This window comes from Virgibacillus sp. JSM 102003 (assembly GCF_041949995.1).
Lineage (GTDB): Bacteria > Bacillota > Bacilli > Bacillales > Amphibacillaceae > Lentibacillus.
The window spans coordinates 389,917-406,813 of record NZ_JBHFQH010000001.1 but is presented as its reverse complement, the minus strand read 5'-3'; the positions used below and the strand labels follow the sequence as shown (position 1 = coordinate 406,813).

The following is a 16,897-nucleotide window of genomic DNA, read 5'->3' as shown; positions in this document are numbered from 1 at the left end:
TATGGAAAAAATGAATGTAGAAGTTTTATTTGAAAAGATAGATAATGCTACAGATACAGTACAACAGCATGCAAACGAAACATATTTGGATAGTCTAGCCATGACATTGGAAGTATTTTTCCACGAGCATGTTTCCGAGGAAATAGATGATGTATTAAAACATAAACTTCAATCGACTATAAAGGATATTAATATACACACATATCAAACAGAAGAAATTCGTAAAGCAGTACAATTGGCAATCCTCAAAGGAATGAAAGGGACAACGCAGCAACAGCATTTAATGACACCAGAAACAGTTGCTCTATTTGTTGGCTATTTAGCAGAGAAGGTAACTAATGGAAAAGAAACGCTACGCGTGTTTGATCCCGCCAGCGGTACAGGAAATTTACTTACTACAGTATTAGGTCATTTAAAGAACACCGAAGAAACGTTTGCCAGTGAAGTTGATCCTACATTAATTAAACTTGCTGTACTGAATGCAAATTTACAAAAGCAAGAAGTGGAGTTTTTTCATCAGGATAGTTTAACACCATTCCTGTTGGACCCAGTTGACTTAATTGTAGCTGATTTACCTGTTGGCTATTATCCTGATGATGTACGTGCGAATGATTTCGAACTAAAAGCAGATGAAGGTCATTCTTATTCCCATCATTTGTTTATTGAACAAAGCATGAATTATATGAAAGATGGCGGTTATTCCATTTTCGTTATTCCTGACTTTCTGTTCGATAGCGATCAATCGGATAAACTGCATGCCTTCATACAGGAGTATGCGCATATTATAGGTGTCTTAAGGCTTCCGGAAAGTATGTTTAAGTCAGAGAAGAATATAAAGAGTATTCTTATTTTGCAGAAGAAAGGTAAAGGTATCACAGCTCCAAAACAGCCATTGTTAGTTAAGCTTCCTTCATTTAAAGATACAAAAGCGATGAACGATATTTTAGGGCAAATGAATACATGGTTTTCAGCCAATATAAATAATTAGCTACAGGAGTTGAATTCACAATGCAGAATATTTTAGCTATTAATGCTGGCAGTTCATCTTTGAAATTTCAGTTAATACGGATGCCAGAAGAAAAGGTCTTAGCCAAAGGCCTTGTTGAACGAATCGGTTTGTCGGATTCTGTATTTACAATGGAAATAGGTGATAATAAAGAGAAAGTGTCAGCAGATATTGCTAATCATCAAATTGCCGTTGAATACTTAATGGACAACTTAAAAAGCTCGGGTGTTATCCAATCACTACAGGAAATTAATGCGGTTGGTCATCGTGTAGTGCATGGTGGGGAGAGGTTTAGTGATTCGGTACTTATTACTGAGGAAGTAACACGTATTATTGATGAGGTATCTGAATTAGCGCCGTTGCATAACCCGGCAAATTTAACTGGAATTCGTGCATTTCAAAAAATACTGCCTGATGTTCCAATGGTGGCAGTATTTGATACGGCATTTCACCAATCGATGCCTGAGAAATCTTATTTATATAGCTTACCGTATGAGTATTATGAAAAGTACGGTATTCGTAAATATGGTTTTCACGGAACTTCCCATAAATATGTCTCACAGCGAGCTGCGGAAATGTTAGGTATGCCAGTTGAACAATTACGATTGATCTCATGCCATCTAGGTAATGGTGCTAGTATTGCTGCTATTGATAAAGGCAGATCAATTGATACGTCAATGGGTTTTACACCGTTAGCTGGCGTAACGATGGGTACGAGGTCCGGTAATATTGATCCTGCTTTAATCCCATATATTATGGAAAAAACAGGAAAGTCTGCATTTGATGTAATTAATATTCTAAATAACAAAAGTGGAATGCTGGCGTTGTCAGGGTTTTCCAGTGATTTAAGAGATATTGAACAACAGGCAAACGAAAATGATCGTGCAGAACTTGCATTGGAAGTATTTGCAGCCCGTATACACAAGTATTTAGGCTCTTATGCGGCTAGAATGTCAGGAGTAGATGCTATTATTTTCACAGCTGGGGTTGGCGAGAATAGTGATACGGTCCGTGAAAAAGTGTTAACAGGATTAGAGTTTATGGGAGTATATTGGGATCCTGCATTAAATAAGATTCGTGGTAAGGAAGCATTTATAAACTATCCTCATTCTCCAGTGAAAGTTATTGTGATTCCTACTAACGAAGAAGTAATGATAGCCAGGGATACTGTTCGACTTTCAAAAGTATAGGAGGGAATTTGGATGGCAGTTCATGAGCACAAACAAAATAAGCATTTTGTTAGTTGTATGGTTCTAACGATAAGTGATACTAGAAATACGATGACTGACAAAAGTGGTGATTTGATGGTAACTTTATTGGAAAGGTCTGGACATCAAATTGTAGAGAAAGAAATAATTCCAGATGAAAGTGCAATTATAAAGGAAATCACTAGTTCAGGTATTGAGGATCCTAAAGTTGATATTATATTAATAAACGGAGGAACTGGTATTGCTTCTCGTGATGTGACAATTGAATCCATTCAACCATTGTTTGAAAAAGAATTAACCGGTTTTGGTGAGCTATTTCGAATGTTAAGCTTTCAGGAAGATATTGGTTCTGCGGCTATATTGTCTAGAGCTATTGCAGGTGTGAGGAAGAATACAGTCATCTTTGCTACACCGGGGTCAACTGGTGCAGTAAAGCTTGCCATGGAGAGACTGATTCTCCCTGAATTGTCACATATTGTCCATGAGATTAAAAAGGATATAAATGGTTAGAGATAATAACGCCTACAAAAGAGTCTGGCGTTATTTAGCGAATAACTAGTACGTCACAGCTGGCATACCTCGTGATGCTTTCCGAAACACTGCCAATTAAGAACCGTTCAACAGCACTCATACCAGTAGCACCACAAATTATTAAATCTGAATTAAAACTGACAGCGATGTCTTTAGCGATTTTTACCTTTGGTGATCCATATTCTACACATCTGACTAAATTGGTTACGCCTGCCGTTTTTGCATTTTCTACATAAGTATCCAGCAGTTCTCTTGCATATTCTTCTGCACGTTCAGCTAACGTTCTGTCATAAGCTTCAGCTGTAGCGAAGGTTCTTGAATCAACTACATGAGCCAGAATGATCCGTGCATCATTTCGTTTTGCAATATCCAAGGATTTTCGAAATGCCTTTTCAGAAGCCTCAGAACCATCAACAGCAACTACAATATTTTTGTATTCGAAATCCATATTACTCACTCCCCTTGTTATTATGTATATACCCTCTCTACTAACAACTATAACCCTTTTTAATACAGTTGGAAATAAAAATCTCCAGTAATGTGTCACGAACGTGCACATACTAAAAATGGAGGTGATTTTATTGTCAAGAAAAGAAAAATTCTTTGAAGATAAAAAAGGTGTCTCAACAGTGAAAAATCAATTAATCGAAAGTTATCAAAGCGGGGTTATTGAAGATAAAGAAAAACTCTCCAACAACCGAGGGATTCACAAGTACAATAATCAAAAAAATTAGTGCAGTTTTCAATCCATCTCAAAAAAAGGGATGGATTGATTTAGTTCTTTCCATTAGTATATTATGGTATAATTCCAATCATGATAAGTAGTTCAAGGAGGAACAGATGATGGGACATGCACTAATCACAGCAGGTACATCAGGATTAGGAAGAAAAGTGATCGAAGAATTTTTAAAAATGGGGCATTATGTTACGACAACATACCACAGCAATTATGAGAAAGCACAAGAAGTTAGACAGGAACTGGCACAATATAATCACTTATTACATATTGAGCAAGCTGATGTAACCAGTAAAAAAAATATTGAAAGTCTTGTGGAAAAAGCTGTAACACGGTATGGGGGTATAGATTACCTTATTAACAATGCTGGTCCTTTTATTTTTGAGCGAAAAAAGTTACTTGATTATACCGATGATGAATGGCATAAAATGATACAGGGAAATCTTGATGCCGTTTTTAATTTATTAAAACTGACCGTACCATATATGCGAAAACAGCGCTTTGGAAGAATAGTTAATTATGGCTTTCAGGGGGCTAACAGCGCATCAGGCTGGCCATATCGTGCTGCTTTTTCGGCAGCTAAAAGCGGGTTGGTTAGTTTGACTAAAACAGTTGCATTTGAGGAAGCGGAATATCAAATCACATCCAACATGGTCTGCCCAGGCAATATAGTTGGTGATATGAAAGAAGCGAGTATTGCACAAAGCAGACAGGTGCATGATGACGCAACCCCTGTCGGCAGGTCGGGAACAGGGGAAGATATTGCACGTACAATCATGTATTTATGTGATGCAGATTCGGACATGATTACTGGATCAATTTTTGATGTTACTGGAGGACTGGATGTAATTCATCGATACCGTTGATTGGATTATGGTGCTTTTTTGAGTAGTATTTGTTACAATGAACGTGTTTGTAATTACTATATTTATACATTTTAGGCAATTAAATAAAGGAGGGTATTTTCATTGAAAATTGGTGTACCTAGAGAACTGAAAAACAGTGAAAACCGTGTAGCAATGACACCCGCTGGGGTGCTTACGCTGGAGAAAGCTGGACATACGGTTTATGTAGAAACAGAGGCAGGATTAGGTTCTGGTTTTACCGATGAACAATATGCTGAAGCTGGAGCGGTTATTGTTCCCACGGCAAAAGAAGCTTGGGCACAAGAAATGGTCATGAAGGTGAAAGAGCCTCTGCCAGAAGAATACGACTATTTTTATGAAGGTCTGATTTTATTTACTTATTTACATTTAGCAGCAGAACCTGAATTAACAAAAGCATTAATTGATAATAAAGTTGTTGGAATTGCGTACGAAACAGTCCAACTGGAAAATAATTCATTACCTCTATTAACACCGATGAGTGAAGTTGCTGGCAGAATGGCTTCGCAAATCGGCGCACAATTCCTGGAGAAATCAAAAGGTGGAAAAGGTGTACTGCTTGCCGGGATCCCAGGTGTGAAACGTGGAAAAGTAGCGGTGATTGGCGGTGGAGTAGTTGGTACTAACGCTGCCAAAATTGCGATGGGCTTAGGAGCTGATGTTACCATTATTGATTTAAGCCCAGAACGATTACGTCAATTGGATGATATTTTTGGATCATCTATAAATACAATGATGTCTAATCCGTTAAATATCAGTGAAGCAATTGCGGAGTCTGATCTTGTTATTGGTGCTGTTCTAATTCCAGGTGCCAAGGCACCAAAACTAGTTACAGATGAAATGGTACAAGCAATGTCTGAAGGATCAGTCATTGTTGACGTTGCCATTGATCAAGGCGGCATATTTGAAACAAGCGACCGTATCACAACACATGATAACCCAACCTACACAAAGCACGGTGTACTGCACTATTCTGTTGCAAACATGCCCGGAGCAGTACCACGTACGTCAACAATTGGATTAACAAACGTTACTGTTCCATATGCACTTCAATTAGCAAAAAAAGGTTATCAAAAAGCTTGTTTAGATAACGAAGCATTATTAAAGGGAATTAATACGTTAGAGGGGTATGTGACATATCAAGCCGTAGCTGAATCTCATGACCTGCACTATGATGACGTTTATACGTTACTGAATAAATAAAAATTTAAACGAGTGGCTGGGACAAAAGGGGCTTAGTCAAGGTAAGTAAAATCCGAACTATGATTCAAAATTCTTGGAATAGAATTCGAATTAGTTCGGATTTATTTTGCATTTCTTGGTGGTAAGCCAAGTATGCTAGCCGATAATCTGAAATTCTTTAGGATATTTCGTTAGTGTCTCGGGTCCATTTCGGGTCATGAATATCATGTCCTCAATTCTCACTCCGCCAGTATTTGGTACATAGATCCCTGGCTCAATTGTATAGGACATCCCCTCTTGCAGTGGGAGCTTGTTGTTACTGTGCATGGAAGGATATTCATGTGTTTCTATTCCCAAGCCATGTCCGATTCTGTGTGTGAAATATTTGCCGTATCCAGCTTGTTCAATATGGTTTCGTGCTGCTAAATCAATTTCCCCAACAGGTGTCCCAATATTGGAAGCTTCGATTGATTTTTTTTCAGCTTCTAACACCGTGTTATAGATTTTTTCTTGTTCTGGTGTAATGGATTTATATGCAACTGTTCTGGTTGTATCAGAACAATACCCTTCAAAAATCACACCGAGATCAAATAAAATCATATCCCCCTTTTCAATTTTCTTCATGGAGGGAGTTCCGTGTGGAGAAGCTGTTTTAGTGCCCGATAAGGTCATCGTTGAAAATGACATATGCTGGATACCCTGTTTCTTTAACTCATACTCTATGTTTGCAATAACTTCGAGTTCACCCACTCCTTCACTTATTGCCTTCACTCCAGTTTCAACTCCGAAGTCAGCGAGGGAAGCAGCTTGTTTTAGTAGTGTGTATTCTTTTTTGCTCTTAATAGCCCTTAAGTTTGCCAATATCTCCTGTGCATCTGAAACAACTGCTTCAGGGAGTACTTCCCTTATTTGATGGTACCAATCCAGAGTTAGCTGGTTATGTTCAAGGCTAATTGTTTGAGGAATACTATTGTTCCGTTTAAGAAAATCTTGAAATAGCCCCCATGGATTTTCATGGTCCTGATATCCAATTATTTCATAACTCCAGCCTGCACTTTTTGCATCTTCTACTTCCATTGAGGGCACTATTAATAATGGATCATGATATTGACTGACATAAACAGCTATAACACGTTCATGTGGTTCTGTATAATAGTTGCTTAAGTAGTAAAAGTTTGCCTTGGATGTGACAAGCATACTATCAAGGTTATGCTTTTGTAGTTCGTCCAGTAATGTATCTAATCTGTTCGTCATAATTGCACCTCTTTTTCATTGATACTTCTATTATAACAAAAGTAAATATTGTTAAAACGTGTTACAATATAAATTAAAGTTTATTTGATGAAACTATTTTTAAATTGAACCGTATAACATAAAGAATAACCAGTTTGATTGGTATGTGAGGTGAGGCTATGGGTTTATTTTCAAAGCTTTTTTCAAAAAAAGAACAGCAGCGTCCTGCCCCAAAGGAACGAACAACACTGTCCATTGCAGTGGGTGATATTGTGACATATGACCTCAGAGACTATGAAGTAGTAGGTAAGATTACGTATCGGGATGGAAGTTATGAATGGTATGGCTATCAGTTACTGGAAGGTAGGGATACTATCTGGTTATCGGCGGAAATGGACGATGAACTGGAACTTGGTATCTATAAAAAAATACAATTTCCAATCTCTACTCCTTATCCAAAGGAATTAACTTACGATAATCAAACATACTATCTTGAGGAAAAAGGAACTGCAACAGTACAAGGTGAAGGAAGAAGCTCTAATCTTAAAGGTGCTCAGACAAACTACGCAGATTACAGTTCAGATGAAGGAGAGCATTTTTTAAGCTTCGAATCATGGGGAACAGAAATAGAAGCGAGTTATGGTTACCCAATTGAGTCATATGAATTAAAAATATTAGCTGGAACAAAATAGAGGAGGATAAATATGTTTAAATTTTTCAAACGTGTGTCAACTGTAGTAGGTTCGGAAATGAATGCAATGCTTGATAAGGCTGAAGATCCGGTGAAAATGCTGGATCAGTTTATGCGGGATATGGCTGAAGATATTCGTGAAGTTGAAACATCTGTCTCCAAACAAATTGCTAACGAAAAAATGCTGAAACGAAAAGCAGATGATGCTCTGGCAATGGTCGATAAACGCCAAAAGCAAGCGGAGCAGGCTATTGAAGCAGGTAATGAAGACCTCGCTCGTCGTGCACTTCAGGATAAAGGTGACCATGAAGGCCAAGCAACAATGCTTAATGAATCATGGGAACGTGCGAAAAATGATTCAGATGTATTACGAGATAAGTTAGATGAAATGAAAAAAGAATATCAGGAAATGAAATTGAAGAAAGATTCGTTAAAAGCACGTGCGGAATCAGCTAAAACGAGAACCAAGATGAACAGAACAATGTCTTCAATTGGTAATGATGAATCTAAACAAGGGTTTGAAAGAATGGAAGAGAAGGTCATGCAGTTTGAAGCAGAGGCTGACACAAGTGAGGACCTATCTCAGGAAAGCCGTACATTGGATGATGAATTTGAAGACTTAGAAGATAAGAATAACGTTGATGACGAACTTGCAGCGCTTAAAAAGAAAATGAATAAAGAATAACAAAGAGTGAGAAAATGGGACAGACTCTTTATTGGAGTTAAAACTTGGAGGTAAGCCAAGTTTTAACAATTAGAGTTGTCCCTAAAATTTGTGAGCAGTTAAGAAAGTATAAGTACTTCCTTACTGCATAAGTGCAGCTAAGGCTTTCGCCAATAAGCCTTGGCGAAAAGCCAAGTTTGCTAAGAAAGGGGTGAATACTTGGTGAGAAAGTGGCTCATATTTACAGGCCTAATATTAATCATGCTTATTATGACATCGTGTGCACCGTTAGGGCCTTTTTCAGATAGAGGAATGCAGGAAGAAGTTATTATCACGAAAGACGATGTTCCGCAAGAGCCTGATAAAGAATCTATCGTAAATGATTTGAACTCGAATAATAATAATGAAATAGATGATATGATTGAAGCAAATTTTCCGTTAATGGATGTTGTATCGAATGAATCAAATAAAGCAGAGATTTATGCAACTAACCGATTTGATTTGTCAGAGTTATCATCTGTTTTAACCTCAGCCAAGAAACCTGAAAACGAGAGTGAAGTTAAAGATGATCAGCAAATACTGATATATGATGATTCTTTCTTAACATTAAAGGAAAGTGAAGATGATAAAGATGTACTGCTTATTGAAGTTGCAAGCGATGAATTCGTCAGGCAAAATTATTCACCAAGTTTTTTAAGTACATTTTTTGCAATGAGTATTTTAAACAACACCTTTGGTTCAAGTAATTGGGGTTGTAGATCAGACAATTGTTATGGGGGTTATACCGGTAAAGGTTACTACCCAAATGGTGCACCAAAGCGTGGAGGTTCGATATTTCGTGGTGGTGGACCAGGTGCAGGAAAATAAAAGGAGTGTGTTAGAATGGGACCATTTATAGCAACGTTTGTTTATTTTGCAATCTCTATTGTAATTATATTGATTGGCTTAGTGCTTTTTGCAAACATAACAAGAAAATATAAGGATATGGATCAGGTTAAAGAAGGCAATCAGGCTGTAGCATTATCCATTGCCGGAAAAATCATGGGCATCGGCGTCATACTTGCATTTGCGATTTATAATAGTGATGTTATTTATGAAACAGTAATTTGGGGTGCGTATGGTGTAGTACTGCAAATGGTTGCTTATGTTTTATTTGAACTATTCACCCATAAATTTTCAGTTGAAGAACAGCTGTTAAAAGATAACCGGGCAGTCGGTATAATCTCCATGGCTGTTTCAATCGGGCTAGGATTTGTAATTGGTGCATCCATTACATAGAATTCACTAAAGCGACCAGCATGAAGCTTGGTCGCTTTATATTTTTTTGTTTAGGAAATTATAAAATTTAAGTGCTGTGGATAACTGGACATCAGAATCAGCGACGTCCAGCTCCGACGTACAGGACGTACTAGTGCCGGTGATGCCACAGGACGTGGCGTTCTCACCGGCCAGCGCCTAGCGCCTAGTGGACTTCCCTCCCCGTGTCTACGATAAGAAATAAAGGATGTTCGACTAAAACCACCACATCCTGTGGCAACGTCGAACTACCCCACGTCCTGTGGGGCAGCTTACGTTCTTCGTGTATCCTTTATCTCACACGGGAAAAGGAAGATCGACTAACACCGCCGCTTTGCGCGGCAACGTCGACCCACCCGCAGCGCTGAGCGCAGTCCATACGGCGCTGAACAGGCGCTTGCACTTTTGTACTGGAGTGGTAATATGAATGAAAAATCCATTCGGCAAAGCAATTTTATATACTGGGCGTCTGGAATTGTATCTATTTGTGGCATAATCTTTGAGGTGTTGTTTGGTGCGTTAGGGTCATACATATTAGGTGATGGCGTTAAACAATATACACTGACAATTTCCCTGTTCTTAACCGGTATGGGGATAGGTGCCAGTATAAGTGAAAGAGTTACGAAAAACTTAATCATATCATTTGTCTATATTGAGTTTGGTGTAGCAATTCTCGGAGGGTTCTCCAGTTTTACAATGTTTGGGATAACAGCTTTTGCTCCTGCGGGCACGGATGCTTTTTACTTGTATGTAATTACATTGTTAGTGGGTGCATTAACTGGGGTTGAATTACCAATACTTATACGGAAGGCAAATGAGATTGGTGTTACGCTAAATAGAAGTACAGCAAGGGTATTATTTTCAGACTATGCCGGTGGTCTTGTTGGTGGACTGTTATTTGTATTTTTGCTCCGCCCTCAATTTGGTATGGTTAAATCAGCATTTTTAGTCGGTTGTATTAATTTGGCAGTCGCATTAATTGTTTTATGGTTATTCCGTAAAGAAATACGGCGGTTTGCTGTACATGCTGTTATTGGAGTAAGCATTGGTATATTGCTTGTCATCGGGTTGTTTTTTGGAGAAGCAATGGCGTTTAGTTTTGAACAAAAATTATACAAAGATCCAATAATATATATGCAAGAAAGCAGCTATCAAAAAATAATATTAACACAGGATCAGGGTGATACACGTTTATATTTGGATGGATCACTGCAATTTAGCTCAACTGATGAATACCGTTATCATGAAGTTCTCGTTCATCCTACAATGGAATATGCAAAAAATCCTGAAAATGTATTAATTCTAGGTGGAGGAGATGGAATAGCTGCAAAAGAAGTGCTTAAATATGAAAGTGTTAAGAATGTTTCACTCGTCGATCTTGATCCAGCAGTTACAGCACTAGCTAACTCCAACCGGCAGATCCTTCAATTAAATGAGGGCTCATTACGTAGTGAAAAGGTAGACATTATTCATAAGGATGCTTTTCAATTTCTAGAGAATAGCGAGAAATGGTATGACGCTATTATAGTCGACCTGCCGGATCCCAATAATGAAAGTTTGAATAAGCTTTACACAAAAGAATTCTATTCACTGATTCGTAATCATTTGCTTCCAGGCGGCGCTGCTATGATTCAGGGAACTAGTCCTGTCTTTGCAACAAAGGTCTATTGGACTATTTCAGAAACAATAAAATCGACCGGGATGTATATAGAAAATCTTCACGCAGATATCCCAAGTTTTGGGAATTGGGGATTTGTGATGGCAAGCAGAGAACCAATTAAGCTTGATACGATTACCATTAATAAATCTACAAGGTTTCTGACAACTGATATGCTGACAAGCTTGGCTGAATTTGGGAAAGACGAAGACAGTCAGATTGTTGACGAAGATGGGGAAATATTTGATTTGGAAATTAATACGTTAATTGATCCAAATTTAATTCAATTATATGAGAATGCATGGAAAAATTATTAATCGGGTAAAGGAATATGAAAAGCTCTATCGAATGTATAGGGTGTAGACTAATTGTAAAAGGAGCGATAATTGTGAAAGTATCCTATCATGGACATTCAGTTGTCCGAGTTGAAACAGAGGACGATACTATTTTAATTGATCCATTTATTTCGGGGAATGAAGCATGTGACTTGGATCCGTCCACCATTGAAACAGACATTATTCTGTTAACGCATGGTCACAATGATCATGTTGGTGATACATTTGAAATTGCTAAGCGAAATGATGCATTAGTTGTCGCACCGAATGAACTGGCCGGATATCTCGGTTCTAAAGGATTGAACACACACCCAATGCATATTGGTGGTGCCCATGAGTTTGACTTTGGAAAAGTGAAGTTTACGCAAGCCTTTCACGGATCATCCTATACAGAAGAGGATGGAACCATTATTTATACAGGGATGCCGGGTGGTATTCTCCTTACCATTAACGGAAAAACAATCTACCATGTAGGCGATACGGGGCTATTTAGTGACCTGAAGCTGATTGGTGACATGAATGATATTGAGATTGCATTCGTTCCAATTGGTGATAATTTTACAATGGGACCTGAAGATGCCTTAATTGCAGCTGATTGGATTAATGCAAAGACGGTTGTACCGGTTCATTATAATACATTCCCGGTAATAGAACAGAATCCTGATTCATTTGCTGCTAAAGTGAAGACAGGTAAGGGATTAGCGATGAAGATAGGGGATTCAGTAAATCTGTAAATCAACATGAAACGTGGGCTGTGGATAGCTCACGTTTTTTCGTTTTCAAGAGTGATCAATTTCATCATTCATAAATAAAGTAGTAATTCTGAACTATCTGTGATTATGCTAACCCTTTGATTTTCACTGCAGGCGGATGCTTCTCAGAGGTCTGGATTGAGCCTCCTTGTCCCGGCAAGGGTATGCCGACGTTGTTCGCAAAGGACGGTTTTAGTCGGCCTTCATTTAGTCGCGTCTCAAGGCTCATGCTCATTCCGCTTCGCTTCAAAATAAATGATATTTATGAAATTGACTCGAGTAAGTTAATATCTTAAATATTTTTAGATTATGACACTATTAATCTAAGTCTGATTGCAACTAAAATCTATATCATAGTCACTTTCTGATTTACCATCTGGAAAGTGTATTTCTCCTTTAACACAAAGGTTTCCCGCTTTATTATTTCCGCCTTTTCCAACTATAGAAACGTTATCACTAATGTAAAGATTCTTTTCTACTACTACACTAACTTTATTTTTTATTTCAATATTTCCAGCTATCCATGCACTGCCGTAAATAGTACAGTCTTGTTTAAACATTACTTTCTCATTATTATCAGGATTTCTAAATCGAGTGTTTTGGTTATAGTCACAGTTAGCAGTCTTTCCATCCTCAGTAAACTCGTATCTTTCATCTTCGTCAGTTTTCACATTTATTATATATTCGGAATTATTTCTCCAAGTTGTTTTAATTGTCAAAGACTGATCAGAATCATTAACCGTTGTTATTTGTATCGGTAGAACTTCTTGCTTCGTCATTCCTATTATGCAATTATTATTTACTTGTTTCGTTTCTTGTTTATCATCTAAAAAAGTAATTACTTGTTCTACATCTAATCCATCAATTCTCTGATAGCAAATATTAAATTTTTCTGCATTTTCAACTTCATCACTTTTTTCAGTATATTCGCTCCGTAATTCACTAACTAAAACATTAGTTTCCTGGTTTAAAGAGATTTGTCCACTTGTATTATCCTCACTATTAATCATTTGAATAATTACAGTAGAAGATAATAGTATGACCACAGCAAATAAACTAAGTGCTGCTAGCAACTCTACTAAAGTTATGCCTTTTTCAGTTGAAAATTGTCGAAGTTTCATGTCTACACTTCCAATAAATGCTATAATAGGATAAAAGTCACGAGTAAGGTGTGAATTCTATTGTATACTAGATTTAAAAAAATAAATAGTAGCGGATTTACCCTTGTTGAAATTATAGCATCAATTGCGATTTTGGGAATGGTTATTGCGGTGTTATTACCTATTTTTCCACAAATAATGAGTTGGTCACAAAAAACAGATGATGAATTAGTGGCAAGTAATCTTTTAAGTGAAGTAGCGAACGAAGCAAAAGACATAAATGTTGTCGACTTATTTGGAAAAAATGTCACCAAGTGTGAGAATGGTTCAACTGAAGACGTAATTCTTAGAGAATATCAGTTAAACAGTGATAAATACAATGCCAAACTTAATGTTTGTAAAGAAAAAGATGTGAATTTATATCGTACTCATATTAAAATATATGCTACTGATGATAGATTAGCTAGTGAATCGTACACTTATATTCAAGGTGATCCAAAGTGATTAATTATAAAAGTGAAAATGGTGCGGCACTTGTACTTACATTGATGATCATTACATTATTTTTTATTTTCATTCTGACCCAATTTTACCAGATTACAAATACAACAAAACAAGTTACGACTATGGAAAAACAAATAGACGCCCGACTCGTCGCCGAAATGGGTGTTGATTACTATAGAGATGCTGTTCAAAACTATGTAGAAGATGCAGGACTGACAGAACCAGGTGACGTAAACATAGCTGAAATTACGCTACCGCAAAACCCAGTTAAATGGGATTCAGGGAAACGTAAATTTTTGATTAAAGATTCTTATATAAAAGAGAGGACAGAAGACCAGTTAACCGTTAAATTTATAAGTGTTGGTACAGCACTTAGTAAACAAAAGAAGATTGAGGATACCATTATCATTACATTCGAAAGTGAGTGATGACTTTGATAGCACGTAAGCGCCTTGGGGACCTTTTACTAGAGGCAGGTCTTGTAACTGAGAATCATATAAACCAAGCACTGGAACATAAAAAGGAAGATCAAAAACTTGGTGATGCTTTACTTGAACGTGGGGTAATTACTGAACGCCAATTGATCGAAGTCCTGGAATTTCAATTAGGAATTCCGCATGTTTCGTTATACCAATACCCAATCGATCAGTATGTACTAGGTTATGTATCAAAGGAAATGGCGCAGCAAAATTATATTATGCCTCTAAAAGTCGAGGATAATGCTTTGACAATAGCAATGAAGGATCCAATGGATTATTACATTATTGATGATTTAGAAATGGCGACAGGATTTAGCATATCACCAGTAATTGCAGCAAAAGACGATATTCTATTTGCCATTAATAAATACTATTATAAGAATGACTCTAAGCTAGCAGTAGAGACTAATGCTGAAAATGATGATGAGGCGCCAGTAATTAAGCTTCTTGACCAATTATTACATACAGGAATTCAGCTTAAAGCAAGTGACATCCATATAGACCCGCAAGAGAAGAATGTAAACATACGTTATCGAATAGATGGCAGACTGCAAACCGAAAAAATATTACCGCAGCAAATGCAAAATGCTTTAATTGCTAGAATTAAAATATTGGCAAACTTAAATATAACGGAAACAAGACTGCCACAGGATGGAAGAATTAAAACGAATGTAGGAGAAACACCGGTAGATTTACGGATATCCTGCCTTCCTACAGTTCATGGTGAAAAGATTGTAATTCGAATTCTGGACCTTAATAACGCGTTGATGCAGTTAAGTGAGCTGAATTTTTCAGAAGATAATTATAAGAAATATAAGCAGTTAATTACACAGCCATCAGGACTTGTCTTACTAACAGGACCAACAGGATCAGGAAAAACCTCAACATTATATGCGTCAATTAATCAGCTGAATCAGGAGAATGTGAACATTATTACGGTTGAAGATCCTGTTGAGTTCCAGCTGGAGGGCATCAATCAAGTTCAAGTTAAAAGTTCTATTGGGCTCACTTTTGCAAACGGGTTACGCTCAATATTAAGACAGGATCCGAATATTATTATGGTTGGTGAAATTCGCGATCAGGAAACAGCGGAGATTGCTATTAGGGCCTCCTTAACAGGCCACCTAGTATTCAGTACAGTCCATACCAATAGTGCAATTGATACGGTACCGCGATTAATTGATATGGGGATTGAGCCGTATTTAGTTGTTTCATCCTTATCGGGTATAGTTGCACAGCGGTTAGTTCGTAAAATTTGCCGGGATTGTATCACGGAACGAGGGCTAACTGAAATGGAGAAAGAAATTTTTGATCAAAATGGTATTGTAGCTGACTCTGTTTATTACGGAAAAGGGTGCAGCAGCTGTCACCAGCAAGGCTATCGCAGCAGAATAGCGGTACAGGAAGTGCTGGTAGTTGATGAAAAAATTAAAAGTATGCTGCTGAATAATGAATCTATAGCAGAAATTCGTTCCTATGCAAAACAGCAAGGCATGAGTTTTCTGATTCAGGACGGATTAGAAAAAATTAAACAAGGATTGACTTCCATGGAAGAAATTATGCAAGTTTCAATTAATATTTAGGGTGGTATTCAAATGAGTGAACAATTTGAAAAATGGTTAACAAATGCTTTCCACATGCAAGCATCTGATGTGCATTTAACAATTGGAAAAGCCCCTATATTTCGCATTAATGGTAATTTGATTGAGCAGGATCAACCAGCTCTCAGGCCTTCTGATACGCAAGAAATTGTTAAGGCGATTATTCCGAATGATCTTTTGCAACGACTGGAAGAGAAACGTGAGCTTGATTTCTCTTATGGAATTAGTGGGGTTTCAAGGTTTCGGATAAATGCATTTTATCAACGCAGTCAGCTGTCATTGGCAATTCGAATTGTTCCAACCAGCATTCCATCAATTGAGGAATTGCATCTCCCAACGATTACCAAGGATATTATGCATAAGTCACAAGGACTAGTGCTTGTAACAGGGCCAACTGGAAGTGGAAAGAGTACGACGCTTGCTTCCATGATTCATCATATGAACCAAACAATGCATAAACATATTATTACTTTAGAGGATCCAATTGAATATATGCATAGACACAACAAGTCAGTTATTGATCAACGTGAGATTGGTTTTGACACAAATAGCTTTGTTAATGGACTTAGAGCAAGCCTGCGACAAGACCCTGATGTCATTTTAGTTGGTGAAATGCGTGACTTGGAAACTATCTCAACGGCAATTACCGCCGCGGAAACGGGACATTTAGTTTTAGGTACCCTACATACAACAGATGCAGTATCAACAATCGAACGAATTATTGATGTATTTCCATCTGAACAGCAAATGCAAATCCGCATCCAATTATCATCCATCTTAAAAGCTGTTATCTCCCAGCGATTATTAGTTACAAAGGACAATATGGGGCGGCGTGCAGCAACTGAAGTACTAATTAATACACCTGCTGTTAAAAACTTAATCCGCAATGAAAAACTGCATCAAGTTCAGAATGTGTTGCAAACATCGAAAGAACAGGGCATGCACACGCTTGAAATGGATCTCAAACGGTTACTGAAAGAAGACCAAATTCCTTATGAAACGGCTGCTCCTTTTATGCAGGAAAGGGGTTTTTAATGG

At 37.6% G+C, this 16,897-nt stretch carries 19 protein-coding genes and 1 pseudogene; 17 read left to right on the top strand and 3 right to left on the bottom strand.

Going from position 1 to position 16,897, the window contains the following annotated elements; all coding sequences use genetic code 11:
- The first annotated feature begins 1 nt into the window (after nucleotide 1).
- The 3 genes from ACE1TG_RS02090 to ACE1TG_RS02080 are packed head-to-tail and all read left to right on the top strand — an operon-like array spanning nucleotide 2 to nucleotide 2,724.
- Nucleotides 2–988: a class I SAM-dependent methyltransferase gene (locus ACE1TG_RS02090; protein WP_375050689.1), complete on the top strand. Its 987-nt coding sequence runs from the start codon at nucleotides 2–4 to the stop codon at nucleotides 986–988.
- Nucleotides 989–1,008: 20 nt separating this feature from the next.
- Complete coding sequence (locus ACE1TG_RS02085) at nucleotides 1,009–2,196, top strand: acetate kinase (RefSeq protein ID WP_375050688.1); 1,188 nt, start codon at nucleotides 1,009–1,011, stop codon at nucleotides 2,194–2,196.
- A 12-nt stretch (nucleotides 2,197–2,208) separates the two neighbouring features.
- Nucleotides 2,209–2,724: a MogA/MoaB family molybdenum cofactor biosynthesis protein gene (locus ACE1TG_RS02080; protein WP_375050687.1), complete on the top strand. Its 516-nt coding sequence runs from the start codon at nucleotides 2,209–2,211 to the stop codon at nucleotides 2,722–2,724.
- 34 nt (nucleotides 2,725–2,758) lie between these two features.
- Here the strand turns inward: ACE1TG_RS02080 and ACE1TG_RS02075 are convergent, their stop codons facing one another.
- A complete protein-coding gene (locus tag ACE1TG_RS02075; protein ID WP_375050686.1) occupies nucleotides 2,759–3,193 on the bottom strand; it encodes a universal stress protein in 435 nt (144 codons plus the stop codon).
- Nucleotides 3,194–3,326: 133 nt separating this feature from the next.
- Between ACE1TG_RS02075 and ACE1TG_RS02070 the strand changes: the two genes are divergently transcribed.
- From ACE1TG_RS02070 to ald, 3 genes are all read left to right on the top strand, one after another.
- Nucleotides 3,327–3,479 (top strand): hypothetical protein, encoded by a 153-nt coding sequence (locus ACE1TG_RS02070; protein ID WP_209479404.1) that lies wholly within the window; start codon nucleotides 3,327–3,329, stop codon nucleotides 3,477–3,479.
- Nucleotides 3,480–3,588: 109 nt separating this feature from the next.
- Complete coding sequence (locus tag ACE1TG_RS02065; RefSeq protein WP_375050737.1) at nucleotides 3,589–4,347, top strand: SDR family oxidoreductase; 759 nt, start codon at nucleotides 3,589–3,591, stop codon at nucleotides 4,345–4,347.
- A gap of 102 nt (nucleotides 4,348–4,449) precedes the next feature.
- The gene (gene ald / locus ACE1TG_RS02060; RefSeq protein WP_375050685.1) at nucleotides 4,450–5,568 is read left to right on the top strand and encodes an alanine dehydrogenase; all 1,119 of its coding nucleotides are present in this window, start codon (nucleotides 4,450–4,452) and stop codon (nucleotides 5,566–5,568) included.
- A 135-nt stretch (nucleotides 5,569–5,703) separates the two neighbouring features.
- On the opposite strand, the gene ACE1TG_RS02055 is transcribed toward ald, so the two are convergent.
- Complete coding sequence (locus tag ACE1TG_RS02055) at nucleotides 5,704–6,801, bottom strand: M24 family metallopeptidase (RefSeq protein WP_375050684.1); 1,098 nt, start codon at nucleotides 6,799–6,801, stop codon at nucleotides 5,704–5,706.
- Nucleotides 6,802–6,959: 158 nt separating this feature from the next.
- Here ACE1TG_RS02055 and ACE1TG_RS02050 point away from each other — a divergent pair, with 158 nt between their 5' ends.
- The 6 genes from ACE1TG_RS02050 (at nucleotide 6,960) to ACE1TG_RS02025 (ending at nucleotide 12,157) form a co-directional block, all read left to right on the top strand.
- Nucleotides 6,960–7,472, top strand: a complete 513-nt coding sequence (locus ACE1TG_RS02050; protein WP_375050683.1) for a DUF4178 domain-containing protein — start codon at nucleotides 6,960–6,962, stop codon at nucleotides 7,470–7,472.
- A 12-nt stretch (nucleotides 7,473–7,484) separates the two neighbouring features.
- Complete coding sequence (locus tag ACE1TG_RS02045; RefSeq protein WP_375050682.1) at nucleotides 7,485–8,156, top strand: PspA/IM30 family protein; 672 nt, start codon at nucleotides 7,485–7,487, stop codon at nucleotides 8,154–8,156.
- Nucleotides 8,157–8,357: 201 nt separating this feature from the next.
- Nucleotides 8,358–9,002, top strand: a complete 645-nt coding sequence (locus tag ACE1TG_RS02040; protein ID WP_375050681.1) for a DUF4247 domain-containing protein — start codon at nucleotides 8,358–8,360, stop codon at nucleotides 9,000–9,002.
- A gap of 15 nt (nucleotides 9,003–9,017) precedes the next feature.
- A complete protein-coding gene (locus tag ACE1TG_RS02035; protein ID WP_375050680.1) occupies nucleotides 9,018–9,413 on the top strand; it encodes a DUF350 domain-containing protein in 396 nt (131 codons plus the stop codon).
- A gap of 441 nt (nucleotides 9,414–9,854) precedes the next feature.
- Nucleotides 9,855–11,405, top strand: coding sequence for a polyamine aminopropyltransferase (locus ACE1TG_RS02030; protein ID WP_375050679.1), 1,551 nt, complete (start codon nucleotides 9,855–9,857; stop codon nucleotides 11,403–11,405).
- A 71-nt stretch (nucleotides 11,406–11,476) separates the two neighbouring features.
- Entirely contained in the window at nucleotides 11,477–12,157 is a 681-nt protein-coding gene (locus ACE1TG_RS02025) for a metal-dependent hydrolase (RefSeq protein WP_375050678.1), read from the top strand.
- Between the two features lie 341 nt (nucleotides 12,158–12,498).
- On the opposite strand, the gene ACE1TG_RS02020 is transcribed toward ACE1TG_RS02025, so the two are convergent.
- The gene (locus ACE1TG_RS02020; RefSeq protein WP_375050677.1) at nucleotides 12,499–13,296 is read right to left on the bottom strand and encodes a prepilin-type N-terminal cleavage/methylation domain-containing protein; all 798 of its coding nucleotides are present in this window, start codon (nucleotides 13,294–13,296) and stop codon (nucleotides 12,499–12,501) included.
- Between the two features lie 60 nt (nucleotides 13,297–13,356).
- Between ACE1TG_RS02020 and ACE1TG_RS02015 the strand changes: the two are divergent.
- The 5 genes and pseudogenes from ACE1TG_RS02015 to ACE1TG_RS01995 form a co-directional block, all read left to right on the top strand.
- A pseudogene (locus ACE1TG_RS02015) lies at nucleotides 13,357–13,449 on the top strand (type II secretion system protein); the annotation flags it as partial.
- Nucleotides 13,450–13,473: 24 nt separating this feature from the next.
- On the top strand, nucleotides 13,474–13,779 hold the full coding sequence (locus ACE1TG_RS02010; RefSeq protein ID WP_375050741.1) for a hypothetical protein: 306 nt from the start codon (nucleotides 13,474–13,476) through the stop codon (nucleotides 13,777–13,779).
- Nucleotides 13,776–14,207, top strand: coding sequence for a hypothetical protein (locus ACE1TG_RS02005; protein WP_375050676.1), 432 nt, complete (start codon nucleotides 13,776–13,778; stop codon nucleotides 14,205–14,207). The genes ACE1TG_RS02010 and ACE1TG_RS02005 overlap by 4 nt, the downstream gene beginning before the upstream one ends.
- Entirely contained in the window at nucleotides 14,207–15,841 is a 1,635-nt protein-coding gene (locus ACE1TG_RS02000; RefSeq protein WP_375050736.1) for a GspE/PulE family protein, read from the top strand. The genes ACE1TG_RS02005 and ACE1TG_RS02000 overlap by 1 nt, the downstream gene beginning before the upstream one ends.
- Nucleotides 15,842–15,853: 12 nt before the next feature.
- Nucleotides 15,854–16,894 (top strand): type IV pilus twitching motility protein PilT, encoded by a 1,041-nt coding sequence (locus ACE1TG_RS01995; protein ID WP_375050675.1) that lies wholly within the window; start codon nucleotides 15,854–15,856, stop codon nucleotides 16,892–16,894.
- Nucleotides 16,895–16,897: the final 3 nt, after the last annotated feature.